Source organism: Emticicia sp. BO119 (assembly GCF_013912375.1).
Classification (GTDB): Bacteria; Bacteroidota; Bacteroidia; order Cytophagales; family Spirosomataceae; genus Emticicia.
In genome coordinates this window covers 1,004,367-1,022,063 of record NZ_JACETV010000001.1, presented here as the reverse complement: position 1 = coordinate 1,022,063, position 17,697 = coordinate 1,004,367, and the positions used below count along the sequence as shown (strand labels likewise).

General features: G+C 36.7%; 15 protein-coding genes. 7 read left to right on the top strand and 8 right to left on the bottom strand.

Annotation, left to right across the window (positions count from 1 at the left end):
• Nucleotides 1–3 precede the first annotated feature (3 nt).
• The 4 genes from kdpB to H1R81_RS04465 all read left to right on the top strand — a co-directional run bounded on the left by kdpB (nucleotide 4) and on the right by H1R81_RS04465 (nucleotide 5,670).
• Entirely contained in the window at nucleotides 4–2,046 is a 2,043-nt protein-coding gene (kdpB, locus tag H1R81_RS04480; protein WP_181839467.1) for a potassium-transporting ATPase subunit KdpB, read from the top strand.
• Nucleotides 2,047–2,053: 7 nt separating this feature from the next.
• The gene (locus tag H1R81_RS04475) at nucleotides 2,054–2,614 is read left to right on the top strand and encodes a K(+)-transporting ATPase subunit C (RefSeq protein WP_181839466.1); all 561 of its coding nucleotides are present in this window, start codon (nucleotides 2,054–2,056) and stop codon (nucleotides 2,612–2,614) included.
• A gap of 106 nt (nucleotides 2,615–2,720) precedes the next feature.
• Nucleotides 2,721–3,866, top strand: a complete 1,146-nt coding sequence (locus tag H1R81_RS04470) for a sensor protein KdpD (RefSeq protein WP_181839465.1) — start codon at nucleotides 2,721–2,723, stop codon at nucleotides 3,864–3,866.
• Nucleotides 3,867–3,933: 67 nt separating this feature from the next.
• On the top strand, nucleotides 3,934–5,670 hold the full coding sequence (locus tag H1R81_RS04465) for an ATP-binding protein (protein WP_181839464.1): 1,737 nt from the start codon (nucleotides 3,934–3,936) through the stop codon (nucleotides 5,668–5,670).
• 9 nt (nucleotides 5,671–5,679) lie between these two features.
• Here H1R81_RS04465 and H1R81_RS04460 read toward each other — a convergent pair whose 3' ends face one another.
• From H1R81_RS04460 to H1R81_RS04435, 6 genes are all read right to left on the bottom strand, one after another.
• Nucleotides 5,680–5,973, bottom strand: coding sequence for a hypothetical protein (locus H1R81_RS04460; protein ID WP_181839463.1), 294 nt, complete (start codon nucleotides 5,971–5,973; stop codon nucleotides 5,680–5,682).
• Between the two features lie 54 nt (nucleotides 5,974–6,027).
• Nucleotides 6,028–6,270 (bottom strand): hypothetical protein, encoded by a 243-nt coding sequence (locus H1R81_RS04455; RefSeq protein WP_181839462.1) that lies wholly within the window; start codon nucleotides 6,268–6,270, stop codon nucleotides 6,028–6,030.
• 137 nt (nucleotides 6,271–6,407) lie between these two features.
• Nucleotides 6,408–7,040, bottom strand: a complete 633-nt coding sequence (locus H1R81_RS04450; protein ID WP_181839461.1) for a hypothetical protein — start codon at nucleotides 7,038–7,040, stop codon at nucleotides 6,408–6,410.
• A 128-nt stretch (nucleotides 7,041–7,168) separates the two neighbouring features.
• Complete coding sequence (locus tag H1R81_RS04445; RefSeq protein WP_181839460.1) at nucleotides 7,169–7,801, bottom strand: hypothetical protein; 633 nt, start codon at nucleotides 7,799–7,801, stop codon at nucleotides 7,169–7,171.
• Between the two features lie 76 nt (nucleotides 7,802–7,877).
• The gene (locus tag H1R81_RS04440) at nucleotides 7,878–8,504 is read right to left on the bottom strand and encodes a hypothetical protein (RefSeq protein WP_181839459.1); all 627 of its coding nucleotides are present in this window, start codon (nucleotides 8,502–8,504) and stop codon (nucleotides 7,878–7,880) included.
• The gene (locus tag H1R81_RS04435; protein ID WP_181839458.1) at nucleotides 8,501–9,397 is read right to left on the bottom strand and encodes a DUF6588 family protein; all 897 of its coding nucleotides are present in this window, start codon (nucleotides 9,395–9,397) and stop codon (nucleotides 8,501–8,503) included. The genes H1R81_RS04440 and H1R81_RS04435 overlap by 4 nt, the downstream gene beginning before the upstream one ends.
• A gap of 132 nt (nucleotides 9,398–9,529) precedes the next feature.
• Between H1R81_RS04435 and H1R81_RS04430 the strand changes: the two genes are divergently transcribed.
• Nucleotides 9,530–11,437: a 7TM-DISM domain-containing protein gene (locus tag H1R81_RS04430; protein ID WP_181839457.1), complete on the top strand. Its 1,908-nt coding sequence runs from the start codon at nucleotides 9,530–9,532 to the stop codon at nucleotides 11,435–11,437.
• On the opposite strand, the gene H1R81_RS04425 is transcribed toward H1R81_RS04430, so the two are convergent.
• On the bottom strand, nucleotides 11,416–12,054 hold the full coding sequence (locus H1R81_RS04425) for a response regulator transcription factor (RefSeq protein ID WP_181839456.1): 639 nt from the start codon (nucleotides 12,052–12,054) through the stop codon (nucleotides 11,416–11,418). The genes H1R81_RS04430 and H1R81_RS04425 overlap by 22 nt on opposite strands.
• Nucleotides 12,038–12,166, bottom strand: a complete 129-nt coding sequence (locus H1R81_RS27580; RefSeq protein WP_255463014.1) for a hypothetical protein — start codon at nucleotides 12,164–12,166, stop codon at nucleotides 12,038–12,040. Before H1R81_RS27580 ends, H1R81_RS04425 begins: the two co-directional genes overlap by 17 nt.
• Nucleotides 12,167–12,180: 14 nt before the next feature.
• Between H1R81_RS27580 and H1R81_RS04420 the strand changes: the two genes are divergently transcribed.
• Both H1R81_RS04420 and H1R81_RS04415 read left to right on the top strand, forming a co-directional pair.
• Nucleotides 12,181–14,886 carry an alpha-L-rhamnosidase gene (locus tag H1R81_RS04420; protein WP_181839455.1) on the top strand — a complete coding sequence of 902 codons (2,706 nt, stop codon included), beginning with the start codon at nucleotides 12,181–12,183 and terminating at the stop codon, nucleotides 14,884–14,886.
• Between the two features lie 158 nt (nucleotides 14,887–15,044).
• The gene (locus H1R81_RS04415; protein WP_181839454.1) at nucleotides 15,045–17,633 is read left to right on the top strand and encodes a cation-translocating P-type ATPase; all 2,589 of its coding nucleotides are present in this window, start codon (nucleotides 15,045–15,047) and stop codon (nucleotides 17,631–17,633) included.
• The last annotated feature ends 64 nt before the right edge of the window (nucleotides 17,634–17,697 follow it).

Here is a 17,697-nt window from a genome sequence, read left to right as displayed (position 1 = left end):
CATATGACCCGAAATAATCATATCCCATTATTTGACAGACTATTGGTAAAAGAGGCTATTGGCCAATCTTTCATCAAACTTAACCCTTGGCTAATGTTTCGAAATCCTGTCATGTTTACAGTCGAAATCGGAACGGTTATTATGTTAATTGTCTGTATTGCTATTTTTTCAGGTGCTGCTAATCAGGGCAGCCTGACTTATAATAGCATTGTATTTTTCATTCTTTTATGTACATTGCTCTTTGCCAACTTTGCAGAAGCCCTCGCAGAGGCACGTGGTAAAGCTCAGGCCAACAGTTTGCGTAAAACCCGTGAAGAAACACCTGCTAAAGTGATTCGAACAGTAGGTGAAATGTATCTGAATGAGATTCAGGTAATATCTTCTTCCGAACTAAAAAAAGGTGACGTATTTATTTGTGAACCAGGAGACATTATCCCTGCAGATGGTGAAATAACTGAAGGTTTAGCAACTATCGATGAAAGTGCTATTACTGGAGAATCAGCACCGGTAATCCGGGAGTCAGGGGGCGATAAGAGCAGTGTTACCGGCGGTACTAAGGTGTTATCAGACAAAATAAAAGTAATTGTTACTACTCAGCCTGGCGAAAGTTTTTTAGATAAAATGATTGCATTGGTTGAAGGAGCAAGCCGTCAGAAAACACCTAATGAAATTGCTTTAACAATCTTATTAGCTGCTTTTACCATTATCTTTATTATAGTCTGCATAACACTCAAGCCTTTTGCTGATTATGCTCAAACACCAATCACAATTGCAGCCTTTATTTCACTTTTCGTATGTCTTATACCAACAACAATCGGGGGGCTTTTATCTGCCATAGGAATAGCCGGTATGGATAGAGCTTTGCGTGCAAATGTCATTACTAAATCAGGAAAAGCTGTTGAAACTGCCGGAGACATTGATGTGCTCCTATTAGACAAAACCGGAACAATTACTATCGGAAACCGAAAGGCTACCCGCTTTTATCCGGTCAAAGGTATCAATGAGAAAGATTTTATAAAGGCTGCGGTTTTAAGCTCAATGGCAGATGAAACACCAGAAGGCAAATCAATTATTGAGCTGGCGAATGTGAACCCGTTAATATACAACGTCAATAAGCCTGTTTTTATAAGGTTTACAGCAGAAACCCGTAGTTCAGGAATTGACTTTGAAGGCTTACGCATACGCAAAGGAGCTTACGATGCCATTATGAAGATGGTAGAAAAAGCCGGAAATGTATTTCCGGCAGACATAACCGAGATGGTAAAAGGCATTTCGAGCAACGGCGGCACACCACTGGTTGTTTCAGAAAATGAAAAGGTCTTAGGAGTAATCGAATTACAGGACATTATCAAAACAGGCATTCAGGAACGTTTTGAACGTTTACGCAAAATGGGCGTAAAAACCGTAATGGTAACTGGTGACAACCCATTAACGGCCAGATACATTGCCGAAAAAGCAGGTGTGGATGATTTTATTGCAGAAGCCAGACCCGAAGACAAAATGCAGTATATCAGGAACGAACAACATTCGGGCAAATTGGTAGCTATGATGGGTGATGGCACCAACGATGCCCCTGCCCTTGCACAAGCAGACGTAGGTGTTGCCATGAATAGTGGTACACAAGCAGCTAAAGAGGCCGGAAATATGGTCGATTTAGATAATGACCCCACCAAGTTGATTGAAATTGTTGAAATTGGTAAACAGTTGCTTATGACACGTGGTACACTCACTACTTTTTCAATCGCTAATGACGTAGCCAAGTATTTTGCCATTGTGCCTGCTTTATTTATTGCAACAATTCCGGCTTTGCAGGGTTTGAATATCATGAATTTACATAGCCCTGAAAGTGCAATCTTATCAGCCGTTATTTTCAATGCAATCATAATTCCACTATTAATTCCATTGGCATTAAAAGGCGTTTCTTATAAACCTATTGGTGCAAGTGCTATTCTTCGCCGTAACCTATTAATCTATGGTTTAGGGGGCATTGTTATACCATTTATTGGCATTAAAATTATTGATATGGCCGTTTCACTTTTTATTTGATACAATCATGAAAAACATATTTTCATCAATCAAACTTACTATCGTAAGTATGGTACTATTTGCAGTTATTTATCCGCTAATTATCACAGTTGTAGCACAGTTTTCTCCGAATCGCGGAAAAGGGGAAATTATTCTGACAAGGGGTAAAGTAGTTGGCTATAAAACAATAGGGCAATCATTTACTGATAATAAATATTTCTGGAGTCGTCCGTCAGCAGTAGGCTATAATGCAACCACATCAGGCGGAAGTAACAAAGGCCCTGCCAATGCTGAATATCTGACAACCTTACAAGCAAGAATTGACACTTTTATGGTGCATAATCCGTCAATACCAGAATCACAAATTACTGCCGAAATGGTAACTGCTTCTGGTAGTGGCTTAGACCCTGATATTTCTCCTGAATCTGCTAAAATTCAGATAAAACGAATTGCTGATGCAAGAAATATCCCAGAAGATAAAATCCTATCCCTTGTTGAATCACAGATAAAAAAACCAGTTTTGGGGTTATTTGGCCCTGAAACAATTAATGTCCTTGAATTGAATATCAGGCTTGATGAATTAAAATAATTAGCAGTCTGTTGAGGTCTGCTAATAATATACCTTAAAGAAGCATTTAAAATCTTTATCACTTTAGCCGATTGAAATAATCCTGCAAAATCGTTTCATTGCTATTATGTCAACAACCGATAACAAAGAAGAAAACGTACAGCATTTCCTGGATTTAATCAGGAAATCAAGACAAGGGAAGTTTAAAATCTATATTGGCATGAGTGCCGGGGTGGGTAAAACTTTTCGTATGTTACAGGAAGCACATTCTTTGCTACGGAATGGCATTGATATAAAAATAGGGTATATTGAAACTCATTTCCGTAAAGAAACCCATGATTTACTCGATGGGCTACCAATTATTCCTCGTCGTAAGATTTTTTACAGAGGCAAAGAATTAGAAGAGTTAGATGTCCAGGCAGTAATTAATCTAAGACCAGAAGTAGTGATTATTGATGAGTTAGCTCATACAAATATTGAAGGCAGCAAGAATGAAAAACGATGGCAAGATGTATTAGAGATTCTGGAAGCGGGAATTAATGTAATCAGTGCGGTAAATATTCAGCACATCGAAAGCCTCAACGAAGATATAAAAGAAATTACAGGCATTGAGGTAAAAGAACGAATACCTGATCGCATTGTAGGAATTGCCGATGAGGTGGTGAATATAGACCTCACAGCAGATGAATTAATAACACGTTTGAAAGAGGGTAAAATATATACACCCGAAAAGATTCAGATGGCTTTAAATAATTTCTTTAAATCAGAACAGATTCTCCAGTTAAGAGAATTAGCTTTAAAAGAGGTTGCCAGCCAGGTTGAAAGAAAGGTTGAGACTGAAATATCCAAAAATACAACCATCAGACATGAAAGATTCTTGGCCTGTATAAGTAGTAATGAACAAACTGCTAAAACAGTCATCAGGAAAACTGCACGTCTGGCGAGTTATTACAACAGCAAATGGTTCGTACTATATGTACAGACCCCTGATGAAAAACCTGATAAAATTGCATTAGATAAGCAACGACACCTGATTAATAATTTCAAATTAGCTACGCAATTAGGAGCTGAAATCATAAGAGTAGAGAACAAAAATATATCAAAAAGCATTATAGATGTGGCCGAGCAAAGACAAATCACCACTCTGTGTATTGGCAAACCCCATTTGAATCTATTTAATGTGATATTATCGACCAATATATTTAATGAGTTATTAAAGAAATTGTCTTTTACTGATATTGATGTGGTGATTTTGTCGGCTCCCGTTATCTGAAAGAAATTACGCAAAAACTCATCTCCAGTCTCTACCTTTGATGGAGTCAAGTAAATAAACTACTTAAATGAAAATCCGGACTAAACTGACCTTAGGAGTAGGTCTGCTTTTTATGCTTATTACTTTACTTACGTATGTAGGTGCAAAGTCTATCAATGCCTTGAAAAATGATACCGATAATATATTGGTGGCAAATTACAACACACTTGAGTATTCTCGTAATATCTTAATGGCCCTCGATGAATTAGTTACTGATAAAAGTGCCATGAATAAAATTGAAGAGAACCTGCTTAAACAAGAAAGTAATATTACTGAGATTGGTGAACGAGAAGCGACCCAACAACTCCGCCAGCATTTTACAATCCTGAAAATCAACAATTTCGACAGAACAACTCATTTTATAATAAGAAAGGATATTGCTGAAATTATGCGGTTGAATATGGAATCCATCCAGCGCAAAAGCAATGTAGCTAAACAAACAGCTGCATCGGCCACTATATGGATCGCTCTTAGTGGAACACTCTGTTTTGTAATTGCTTTTACTTTACTGATTAACTTGCCAGGCAACATCGCCAGCCCGATCAGAAAACTTACAGAAAGTATTAAACGAATAGCTGCAAATGATTATTCACAAAGAGTTTATTTTCAGGATCATAGCGAGTTCGGTGAATTAGCAAGGTCTTTTAATAGAATGGCCGAGAAATTAGAAGAGTACAACAATAGTAATTTATCTCAGCTACTTTTTGAGAAAAGGCGAATCGAAACGCTAATCAATAATATGCACGATCCGGTGATAGGATTAGACGAAAATAAAAAAATAATATTTGTTAACAACCAAGCACTGAAAGTAATAGGGTTAAAACCTGAACAATTGATAAATCAACAGGCACAAAATGTATCATTAATCAATGATTTGATTCGTTCCTTGGTGAAAGACCTCATAATGCCCGAATCTATCGTTATTGAAGACAAAAAAAAACCAGTCAAGATTTTTGCTGATAATAAAGAAAGTTATTTTGAAAAAGACATAATTGATATTGCCTTTGTCCCTACTGGTGAAAAAGAACTACAACACATTGGTCATGTAATAATACTCAAAAACATTACCCCATTTAAAGAATTGGATTTTGCCAGAACCAATTTCATTGCCACAATTTCTCATGAACTGAAGACCCCCATCTCTTCAATCAAAATGAGCATACAATTGTTGGAAAAACAACAAACAGGGACTATCAACGAAGAGCAAAAACAATTGATTGACAGCATAAAAGAGGATAGCCAAAGGTTATTGAAGATAACAAGCGAATTATTGAATCTTTCACAGGTTGAAACAGGTAATATTCAACTGAATATTCAGAAAAGTACTCCCTACCAGATTCTGAAATTTGCCACGGAAGCAGTAAAAGTTCAGGCGGAGCAAAAACAGATTAAAATTCTAAGTGAGATAGATGAAAACCTGCCCTTGGTAAAAGCAGATACCGAAAAAACAGCATGGGTACTAATCAATTTCCTGACTAATGCTATCAATTACTCTCCAGAACAAAGCAAAATCAATATCAGAATCTCACTGCAAGACCAATTGGTTAATTTTTCAGTTAGCGACCAGGGAAAAGGCATTGAGAAAAGATACAAGGATAAAATCTTTGACAAATATTTTCAGGTGCCCGGTAGTGTAAAAACCGGCACCGGATTAGGCCTTGCTATCAGTAAGGAATTTATTGAAGCACAAAATGGTACTATTGGCGTTGAGAGCGAAATCGGTATGGGTAGTACCTTTTACTTTAAATTGGGTATAGTGAGCTAAGAATTTTGCTTACTCACTTTCTTCGTCTACAAAGTCTAAAAATATAGGAACATACGATTGTTCGCAATACCAGTACTCAATATTACATTTAATATTCAGTTTTAAATCTGCTATTATCTTGGCAGATTCCGGAGACGTGAAGCCGGCTATTGTCACACTTAATAAACCGTTAAATCCTTTATTGTTAATAGTTTCTTTCAGAAATCCGTTCATCACATTAACTCCTTCTATTGCGAGATGTGTATTTACAAGAATATTTCCGTCTCCTTCCCCAACACCTATTACCTGATCTCTGAGAAGCATCGTCTGGCTGGTGGCATTTTCTCTTGATACGGTTGATGTTAAAGTTCTTAAACCCTAAGCACCATTTCCAGCCTTAGGAATCAGAGTAAGCTCAATACTCTGAATAGTTATTGTATAGCCAAAACGATCTCCCTGAAATTCTTTATTATTGGTTAATGTCTCAATTAATTGCCTTGAATTTATTTTTCCAATTTCTAATATGATTCTGGTTTTATCTACATGATAAATTAATTCTGTTGATTTGCTAAAGCTTTTCTCCACCCTCATGTATGTAAGTTCCTCATCGCACGAAAACATAGTAAGAGAAAGTCTTCATTTCTTTAGATTGATTTATTTATAAACCTGCAACCTTCATCCTTAATTTGATATGATAGAAATATATTTGTTCAACAAGCACTTTTTATCAGAAATCCGAAATCACAAACCATAAAATATTATCTTTTACACCCATCCTCCTCAATATCTACTAACAAGGGTATAATCGACTCCTGGCAATACCAGTACTCTAAATTAAAATTAAGCTTTAGTTTTAAATCTGCAACTGCCTTTGCATTTGTTGGCACTGTATTACCTGTAACTTGTACGAATAGTGTTTTTAGCCCTTCATCACCGATAGCACCTTTTAAAAAGTTGTTTAGTCTTTCTACACCGGCAATAAGAAGGTGAGAATTGATAAGTTCATTGGCACCTTCCCCCATGCCTATAGGCTCGTCACTAAGAAGCATTGCTTCGCTATCCAATGTCACATAACTTGCTAATGCCGTAGTAGTATTTAAACCCGAAGCGGTATTTCCTGCCTTGGGCAATAGAGTTACTTCAAGAGATTCAACAGTCAATCGTGTTATTGTATAATCGTCGGTAAAAAACTCCTTGTCATCAGTTAATTCATCAATCAATGCTTTAGCACTTATACTTGCTACTTCGTTAATATGTCCGGCCGTATTAAAATGATAGATTAACTCCTTTGATTTGCTTAAATTTTTCTCAACCTTAATTGAAGTTGAGCCCTCCTCGCATGAGAACATGGCAATAGTCGGTAGAATAAGGGCTAAAAGTATTTTTTTCATCGGTTCATTTATTTTCACTCATGTAAAAATGGTAAACTTTAGAATTTGCAAGAGGTAAATCGACAATAATTGAATTATATCAACTTATTAGATAAGCCCTCTTGCCATCTCCGAATCAAATGAGCTTATTACATAACGCATTCATCCAACGGGTTTATTAATAAAGGAAAAACAAATTCACAATAATAATACTCCATTACAAAAGTAATATTCAAGGTCAATGTAACCGCAACTCTCGTATTAGCCGGAGATGGGTTCCCTTTAATCGTAACATCTATTACAGGCTTGCCCTCGCTTTTTCGGATTGCTTCATCCAATGCGGTATTGATTTCTTGTACTCCTCCTAAAGTCAGATAACCAGTTAATGCTTTTGGAGCAAATACATCATCAATAGTTTCATTATGTGCATTTATTAAAGAGACTGAACCCGGACCAGAAGTTTTTGTAACAAATGATTCCAGACTGAAGCTTGCAGCAGTATTAGGTGAGGCCTTGTGAATATTTGCACTTATCCAACTGATTTTCAAAGATCTTATTGTATAATCTTTTACTCCCTCGTTTTTTACTTCACTGCTTAATGTATTTATAAGATCATTTGTTGATAAACTGGACGTTGAATTAATAGACCCAGTTGTATTAATAACATAGGTCAAGGTTTTAGTTCCTTTCGCTACTTTCTCAACTGCGGCGTACTGTGATTGATCTTTACACGAGAAAACACCTATCGAACAAATGAATAATAGAAATAATATCCTTTTCATGATTTTTTAGTTTAACATTAGTAAGAGTTCAAAACTTGTGAAACAAAAATTCGCTTTTAAACATGTCAAACGAATTTTACTTACCACATTTAGGGCCATCAATGACAAACAAAGATTCTTCGCAGTAACTGTAAACCAGATTAAAAACAATTTTTAATTTCACGGTAATATTTATTCTCGAATTAAGTGGTGTCCCTCTTCCCCTGATATCGACACTCCAAACAGTATTATCATCTCGGTTTTTAACAGCAGCTGCCAATGATTTATTAATAGCATCAACGCCTGGGAAAAGTAAATTTGCACTTTGCGGTACAATTGAAGTCAATCCAATAGGAATACTCGTTTCCTGCATAAACGGAATTGGTGCGGCAGTATAGGCAGGCTTTACTACTACCGATGAAATATATAAAGTATTAGATAAGTTACCTTGGTTAGCTATCACTTCAAAGTTGGCTGACTGGATACTTAATTCCTTAATCGTATAGTCTTTCTTTTGCAATTGACCGTCCTTATTTGCGGATAGTTCATTAACTATACTTATTACACCTACAAATGCTGTTTCATTAATTCCACCTGCTGTATTGATATTATAGACAAGGGTCTTATTTCCGCTTACACTCTTCTCCACATATATGAAAGGTATTTCATCACAGGAAAGCATCACTATGGATATAATAATGGCTAAAATCAACCACTTTGTCATGGTTTCACTGGTTTTGATTTTGACTGAAACCTGAATCCGATATTGCCGAAAGCTATGATAGGCTTTACACCGCCTACCCCCAGCGTAAGAGAAAGAAAGCCTAATTGAATATGGGTACCTACACCTACCAAAACAGGGAACTGGTTTTTAAGGTTAACTGTCTCTGTTTTATTATCCTCACCTGTATAAGACACATCAAAATTGCCCATCTGATACCCCCCGTAAACAAACGCCCCGATATTTTTATTGCCTACTCCTGCCTGAAGAAAGGCATAATTACTTTGTAGTTTAATGTATTTACCAATATCTGCTTTATTGAACTGATAGCCGATATTAATATCGAAAGGACTGTCTTTTTTCAGGAAGTACTGGCTGATTGAATGACGCAACCCTACTCCTAACTGGCTGAACTTACCAAAATCGGTATCGGCATTACCGAATGTCATAAAACGAAGTGAAATTTCAGAACCGAAAAAACCGCCGAAACTTAGCTGAGGAGTTACCCAACTGAGTCTGGTTATTCCATATCCTCCTGAAAATGCGTAGGAAGTACCATTTACACCTGCTACTCGTACATTTTTAGGGTCACCAATAATAGTCGGTACTTCAGTGGTGGTTTTTGGAGTAAATTCATCCGGAGTTACGCCCATAAAAGTTTTTTGTGATTTATCCGGGAACATACTTACAGTATTTAGTGTAAGCCGGACATTGAATCTGTCCCCTATCCTGATAGAGGGCTGTATCCCTGTGTTTAACCCACCAATGGTTAAATCTGCCAATGGCTGTAAGTAGCCTTGCGCATTTGTACCAATATACGCGTCAAAAAAATTGTTTACGTTCTGGCAACGAGCGGAATAATTGAGTAAGGATAAAAATAAGATCAGGTATTTCATAATAGGAGTGTTTTTACAAAAATATCCCCTAAAAAAAGTAGAATCAATCCCCTTATGAGGGGATTTTTTTATATATTTGAGAAGAGTATGCTCGTTAATTACTCTAAGCCAACCCACCTATTATTCCTTAAAATGAAGCTATTTCTTAAATATTACTGTATTTGGGTTTTTATATCTATTCCATTCAATTTACGAGCCCAGGAAACTGTAGTTGACAGGAATTTTATTTTAACAAATCTGGCCAGACATACTGAAGTGTTCGAGGATAAAAGTAAAAAAATAAGTTTTGAAGAGGCTACAAGACAGAAATATTCCCTTCATACCAACGAATCAATCAATTATGGATTTACTAATGCCTTTTACTGGATCCGGTTCCGATTAAAAAACACAGATAGCATTCCGCTTAAATTATTGGTAGAAATACCAAATGCCCACATTAACAAACTTAGGTTTTACAGTAAAGATCAATCCGGCAAATGGCAATCATCTCTCACCGGCGATCATTACCCTTTCAGGCAAAGACCTATTAATCATCCTCATTTTGTTTTTCCAATAATCTTACAAGCAAAGGAAACCGCTGAATATTATTTATGGGCCGATAAACACGGAGAACAAATACAGGTACCCATGCACTTGTATTCTGAGGCTGGATTTCAGGATTACTCCAATAAAGTCTTTATTTTTTATGGAGTGATGCTTGGTATTACTGGTCTGTTTGTGATAGTAGGTTGTTTCCTGTTCCTGTTTTTCCGTCAAAAGATCATCCTTTATTACTGGCTTTATACGACTTCAATCTGGATTTTTATGCTGGCACAACCTGGTATAGGGTTTCAGTATATCTGGTCCGAATCCAGTTGGTGGGCAAGTTCTGTCCGGCCTGTATCACTCACATCCTTTTATCTTTTCTCATTATTGTTTACCCGGCAGTTTTATCCTGATATAAGTAAAGCCAGATTTCTGGACATAACCATCAAGATATTTATGGTATTGCTACTTATTTATCAGGTTCTCTTTTTTTCTCAGAATCCTGCATTTGGTTTATTTAAGAATCCATGGTATAATCCGGTTTATTATGAAGGTAATGATCTGATTGTAGTTATACAATCGCTAACCATTTTTGCATTGATTATTCTATGGTCAATTATCGGTATTGGGATTTACTTCTATATTCGTACCAGAAAGGCTGAAAACCTTTGGTTTGTCTTTGCCTTTTCAATGATACTCGTCGGAGGCACAACAGGGATTTTTGTTTTTTTAGGGATATTCCCCGACAATTTCATTACTCACAATCTCGTTTTTATAGCCAATCCTGTCGAAATCATCATTATGTCAGTACTTTTAGCCAACCGCTATCGTAACGTACACAAAGAAAATATCCGTATTACTTCCGAATTAGCCTCTCAAAGACAAAAAAATGCAATTCAGCTATTGGAGGGACAAATGATTGAACGCAGACGTTTGTCACAAGAGCTACACGATGGAATCAGTCTGATATTAGCCAATATCCGTCTCAAACTTTCTATATTAACTCAAAAAAATCCGATGCCTGAAATGTCCGAATTAGTTGATAAATTAGGAGAAGTAGGTCAGGATATAAGACAGTTCTCTCAGGCATTATCTCCCGTTATTTTAGAAAAATATGGGCTGACACAAGCCATCGAAGAATTAATACAGGCAACAAAAAATAGTCAGTCAAAAGTCAATGTTGAATTTTCTCATCATATAAGTAATGAAAATCTTTTACCAGCTTTAATATCGCAGACACTTTATCAGATTACCTTAGAATTATTGAATAATATACTGAAACACGCCCATGCTACTCATGCTCAGATTTCAATCATTGAAAATAAGAACCTGATTGTTTTGAAAGTAGCTGACGACGGGCAAGGCTATGAATCAACAGGTAAGTCAGGGGGCATTGGCATTCAGAACATCAAAGCTCGAACTCAGTCATTAAATGGTAAATTTAGCATTTCCCATCAGAAAAAAGGCATGATCCACACAGTTCAACTTCCGGTTCATACTAAATTGTTTTCATAAACAAAACGTACTAAATCTGCATTTGTATGTAGATTTAATTTTTTTAGTATGTTCTTTTTGTGAGAGTGCACCGTATGCTTACTAATATGAAGTGTCTCCGCAATCTGCTTTTCAATCATTCCATTTACAATCAGATTCATTACACGTTTTTCCTGTTCCGAAAGCGTAGCCAACTGTGAAAAACTATCAGTCTCAAAGGCTGTATCTTTATGATTTTTTCTGATAGATTTGCTTAAATAAATATTTCCTTCGGCAATAGCACCCAACGCATCCGACCAATCAATTAAAGTAGCATCTTTCAATAAATAACCATCAATACCCATTTCAATAGCTTTTTTTACCAGTATTGGAGTTTGATAGGAAGAAAAAATAAGAATTTTCATATACTCGAACCTGCTTTTTAATTCGGGCACACTATCAAGACTATTCTTACCACCTAAATTCAAATCTAAAATCAGCACATCAGGGTGCATTTGTGTGCAAACCGAAATAATTTCTTTCTCTGAAATGGCCACTCCAACAATTTCATAATCAGACAGTTGGCTAAAAAGCAATTTCACCCCATCAAATACAACCGGGTGGTCATCAGCAATCACAATTTTAATAGTCTTCGGCATGAAAAGTATCTGATATAAGTATTTTATTATTCCTTCTGACATTTCCGGAAAAAACTCCCGAACATTCTTTTACATTCTTTATTTTTACACCAATATAGATAGAATTTCTCATTCAACCTTCTACTTATGAAATATACGCTGACTTTTCTCTGCTTTATTTTTACCACCTCAATCTTACATAGTTTTGCTCTTCCTCTGGTTCAATCTGATAATCTTAGATGCGAATATCTAACAAATCCTTTGGGTATTGATAACCCTGCACCACGTCTGACATGGCTAATGATTGATAGCCGCAAAGGAGCAAAACAGACAGCATATCAGGTTTTGGTCGATTCCGATTCTATGAAAATAGCCAACGAAACCGGTACCGGCTGGAATACAGGTAAAGTAATTTCGGGCAATAATTTAATAGTCTATAAAGGCAAAGCATTACAGCCTTTCACCAAATACTATTGGAAAGTCATTATATGGGATAAAGATGGGATAAAATCTATTCTGGCACCAATAAACAGTTTTGAAATGGGCATGATGAATATGCGCAATTGGAAGGGGGCATGGATAAGTGACAGTCATGATATAAACATAAAACCTGCACCTTATTTCAGAAAGGGTTTTTCGGCTGAGAAAAAAATAAAATCTGCCAGAGCATATATAGCGGCGGCAGGTTTATACGAATTATATATCAATGGACAGAAAATCGGTAATCACCGCTTAGACCCCATGTACACCCGTTTTGACCGCCGGACTTTATATGTTACCTATGATGTAACAGCATCGTTACAAAATGGAAAAAATGCCATAGGTGTATTATTGGGTAATGGATGGTATAACCATCAGTCCACAGCTGTGTGGTACTTTCATGATGCTCCCTGGAGAAATCGTCCTACGTTTTGTCTCGATTTGCGAATTACTTATGAAGATGATACTCAGGAGGTAATCTCAACTGGCAAAGGTTGGAAAACAGAACTTAGTCCTATTATTTTTAATAGTATTTATACAGCAGAGCATCAGGATGCCCGTCTGATAAAAGAGGGCTGGAATACACCAGAATACGACGATAAAGACTGGAATGATGTTATTTTCAGAGCCTCGCCTTCTCAGAATATTGTAGCTCAGGCAATGACTCCAGTCAGAAATGTAGAAGAAATTCAAACAAAAAGTATGAAACAAATCAATGATACTACCTACATTTTTGATTTGGGGAGAAACATTTCAGGGGTAAGCCAGCTAAAAGTAAAAGGAGCTTCAGGAACAGTAGTAAGATTAAAACACGCCGAACACTTATACCCAAACGGTTTGGCTGATATGTCAAATATTGATATTCACTATCGTCCTACCGACAATCAAGACCCTTTTCAGGTAGATATTTATACATTAAGTGGCAAAGGTGAAGAAACCTTTATGCCTCACTTTAATTATAAAGGTTTTCAATATGTAGAATTAACTTGTCAACAACCACTTGAGCTATCTGAAGAAAGTCTGAAAGGTTACTTCATGCACAGCGATGTAACACCTGTCGGACAGGTTACTACATCAAATCCAACGATGAACCAAATCTGGTGGGCAACAAATAATTCATATTTATCCAACCTGTTCGGCTACCCTACCGATTGCCCACAACGTGAGAAGAACGGTTGGACTGGTGATGCTCACATAGCCAGCGAAACAGGTTTATATAATTTTGATGCGATTACCGTATATGAGAAATGGCTCGCTGACCACCGGGACGAACAACAAGCAAATGGGGTTTTACCATCAATTATTCCAACTGGTGGATGGGGCTATGAATGGGGTAATGGCCCTGACTGGACAAGCACAATTGCTATTATCCCATGGAATGTATATATGTTTTATGGAGACACCAAAATATTGGCTGATAACTATGACAACATGAAACGTTATGTAGATTATATACAGACCATTGCGCCAGAATACCTTACAACCTGGGGCTTGGGCGATTGGGTTCCCGTAAAATCAAAAACTCCTGTGGAATTTACTTCGTCTGTCTATTATTTTGTAGATGCCACTATTGTTGCTAAAACAGCCAGACTTTTAGGTAAAACAGCTGATGCAAAAGTGTATGCAACTTTAGCACAAAAAATTAAAAACGCTATCAACGAGAAATATTTAGACAAAGAAAAAGGTATTTATGGAGAAGGTTTCCAGACTGAACTGAGTGTGCCATTACAATGGGGCATTGTGCCCGATGATATGAAAACCAAAGTAGCGGCAGCACTTGCTGAAAAAGTAAAGAATGATAATAATCATATTGACGTGGGCTTATTAGGAACAAAAGCTATTCTGAATGCACTAAGTGAAAATGGCTATGCTGATTTAGCCTATACCGTGGCCTCGCAGGAAACTTTTCCTTCCTGGGGCTGGTGGATTAAAAATGGGGCAACAACCCTTTATGAAAACTGGCCGATTGATGCAAAATCAGATATTTCAATGAATCATATCATGTTTGGTGAGATCGGTGCATGGATTTACAAAGCATTAGGAGGAATTAAGCCAGACGAAAAATTACCGGGCTTTAAAAATGTACTATTAGAACCTCATTTTGTGAGAGACTTATCAGGTTTTGAAGCGAAACATGAGAGTCCTTATGGTACAGTTGTATCAGCATGGAAAAGACTTGAAAATACAATTAATTATAATTTTACTATTCCTGCAAATACAACAGCTACTTTACGTTTAAATATTGCGGCAAATCAGCTGGTATATGAAAATGGAAAAGAACTGAGAGGAAGTGTAATTAAGAGTGACGATGAGAACTTGAAAACAATAGTTTTTATTTTACCTGCCGGTAGCTATCAGTTTGAAGTAAGATAAAATCTCTCTTTTGAATTAATTAAATGAATAATTGACAAATTACCCTAACATTTCAGCCTCATTCATGGTATATATACTATATTCAATATTATTATGTTGAAAACACACCTCACGACACTGCTGTTGACGTAAATCCAATTAAAGCACAATAAACTTTCATGAAAAAAACCAACAAAGTTCTCTTCTATCAGGAGAGCATTGATTCACTGTTCAAACAATTTAACACCTCAAACGCTGGATTATCAACCGCTGAATCTGGTAATCGATTAAAGGTGGACGGTTATAATGAATTAGCAGAAAAAAAGAAGAAACCTCTCCTTATACTATTTCTGAATCAGTTCAAAGATTTTATGATATTAGTGCTGGCTGGTGCGGCAATCCTATCGGGCATTTTTGGTGATTTAGCAGATACAATTATAATCTTTATCATTATAATTCTTAATGCAGTTGTGAGTTTTATACAGGAATTCAGGGCCGAAAAAGCTATGGAAGCCTTAAAGAAAATGAGTATCACCAAAACACAGGTAATAAGAGATAACAAACCCCATGAAATTGAATCCAAAGAATTAGTACCTGGTGATATTGTAATACTTGAAGCAGGAAATGTAGTTCCTGCTGACCTCCGTCTTTATGAAGTAAATGCCTTACGAATTGATGAATCGTCTCTGACAGGTGAATCAGTTCCTGTCGATAAATCGCCTCATACTTTAGAAGAAAATAACATTCCCTTAGGTGACCAACTGAATATGGCATTCAAAGGCACATTGGTAACTAATGGTAAAGCTGAAGGTTTGGTAGTAAGCACAGGTATGAATACCGAATTAGGTAAAATAGCCGGACTTTTGCAGGAAAAAGAAGCAATTACTCCTCTGCAAGCCCGAATGACTAAATTTGGCAAAAATCTTTCCTATATTATTTTGGGCATCTGCCTGGTACTTTTTATTTCAGGTCTGGTAAGAGGCGAAGATACTTTTAAAATCCTCCTTTTATCTGTAAGTCTGGCAGTAGCTGCTATCCCGGAAGCATTACCAGCGCTGATCACCATAGCACTTTCAAGAGGAGCGTCAAGATTAGCAAAACAAAATGTTTTGGTAAGAAAATTACCTGTAGTTGAAACTTTAGGCTCCGTAACCTATATATGTAGTGATAAAACAGGCACATTGACGCAGAACCAAATGCATCTCGTAGAAATCCATGAACAAGAAATAGAAACTTTAGAAGAAGGGTTATCAATGTTAAAATTAGGAATGCTATTGAACCACGAGGTAAAGTTTGAAAAGAAAGATAAACCCATTGGAGAAGCAACCGAATTAGCTTTAATTAAGCATATCACAGAACAATTATCCTATAAGAAGTATGATACTCTTTTTAAGAAATACAAACGAATTAGTGTCGTCCCGTTTGATTCAGAGCGCAAGCTCATGACTACAGTGCATCAATATGATAAAAAATATCTGGTTATTAGTAAGGGAGCAAGTGAAGCAATTGCTGAAATTATTAATGATAAAAACGATGAAAAAACGCTTAAGGATATTTCAGAAAAATGGGCAAAAAAAGGGATTAGAGTCTTGGCCTATGCCTATCAGTTATTAGACAAATTGCCTGAAAAAATCACACCTCAAAATACAGAGAAAAACCTGGTTTTTGCTGGATTAGCCGGACTCATTGATCCACCACGCGAAGAGGCAAAAATGGCAATTAGCGAATGTAAAGCTGCGGGAATAAGACCAGTCATGATTACAGGAGACCATCCCGCTACCGCACAGGCTATTGCCAGTGAATTAGGTATATTAAACGAAGGCGATTTTACGATTACAGGTCTGGAGTTAGAAAAAATGACTGAGAAAAAATTTCTTGCGCAGATCGAAAATACAACCGTCTATTCGCGTGTTTCTCCTGATCAGAAATTGCGCATTGTCAGGGGCTTACAATCAAAGAATCATTTTGCTGCAATGACCGGAGACGGGGTGAATGATGCTCCCTCACTTAGAGCCGCCAACATCGGTATAGCAATGGGTATTAATGGCACTGATGTAAGTAAAGAAGCCGCACACATGATTTTGTTAGATGACAACTTCGCAACAATTATAAAAGCTATAAAAGAAGGCCGTAGAATTTTTGATAATATCCGGAAGTTTGTAAAGTACATTATGACCTGCAACAGTGCAGAGATATGGGTTATTGCAGTAGCCCCATTTTTAGGATTAGAAAATCCTCTTTTGCCGATTCATATTTTATGGATAAACTTAGTAACCGATGGTCTGCCAGCCTTGGCATTGGCCAATGAAAAGGCTGAAACAAATATCATGAAAAAAAAACCAAGAGACCCTGATCAAAGCCTTTTTGCAGAGGGAGTAGGTTATCATATTATATGGATGGGCATATTGATGGCTGCTATCACATTAGGGGTCGAAACCTGGGCTTTAAAAAACAACCTTGAACATTGGCAAACAATGGTATTCACAGTACTAAGTCTTTGTCAGTTAGGGCATGTAATAGGTATCAGAAGCAATAGGTCAGTTTTTCAGCAAAAAGGTTTATTCTCTAACCTATCCTTAATTGGATCAGTACTGATTACACTGCTATTACAACTTACAGTAGTTTATATCCCTTTTATGAATACTGCTTTTAAAACTCAACCTTTATCACTTCAGGAAGTCGGAATTTGTGTATTAATGGCCTTCATGGTTTTTATAGCAGTAGAAGCTGAGAAATTAATTAAATTGTTGATTAAAAAGAATCATTAAACCGCTGCCAATCTCAAAATAGAATTAGTAGAATTACAATACGCTACTAAACGAAGATACTCAT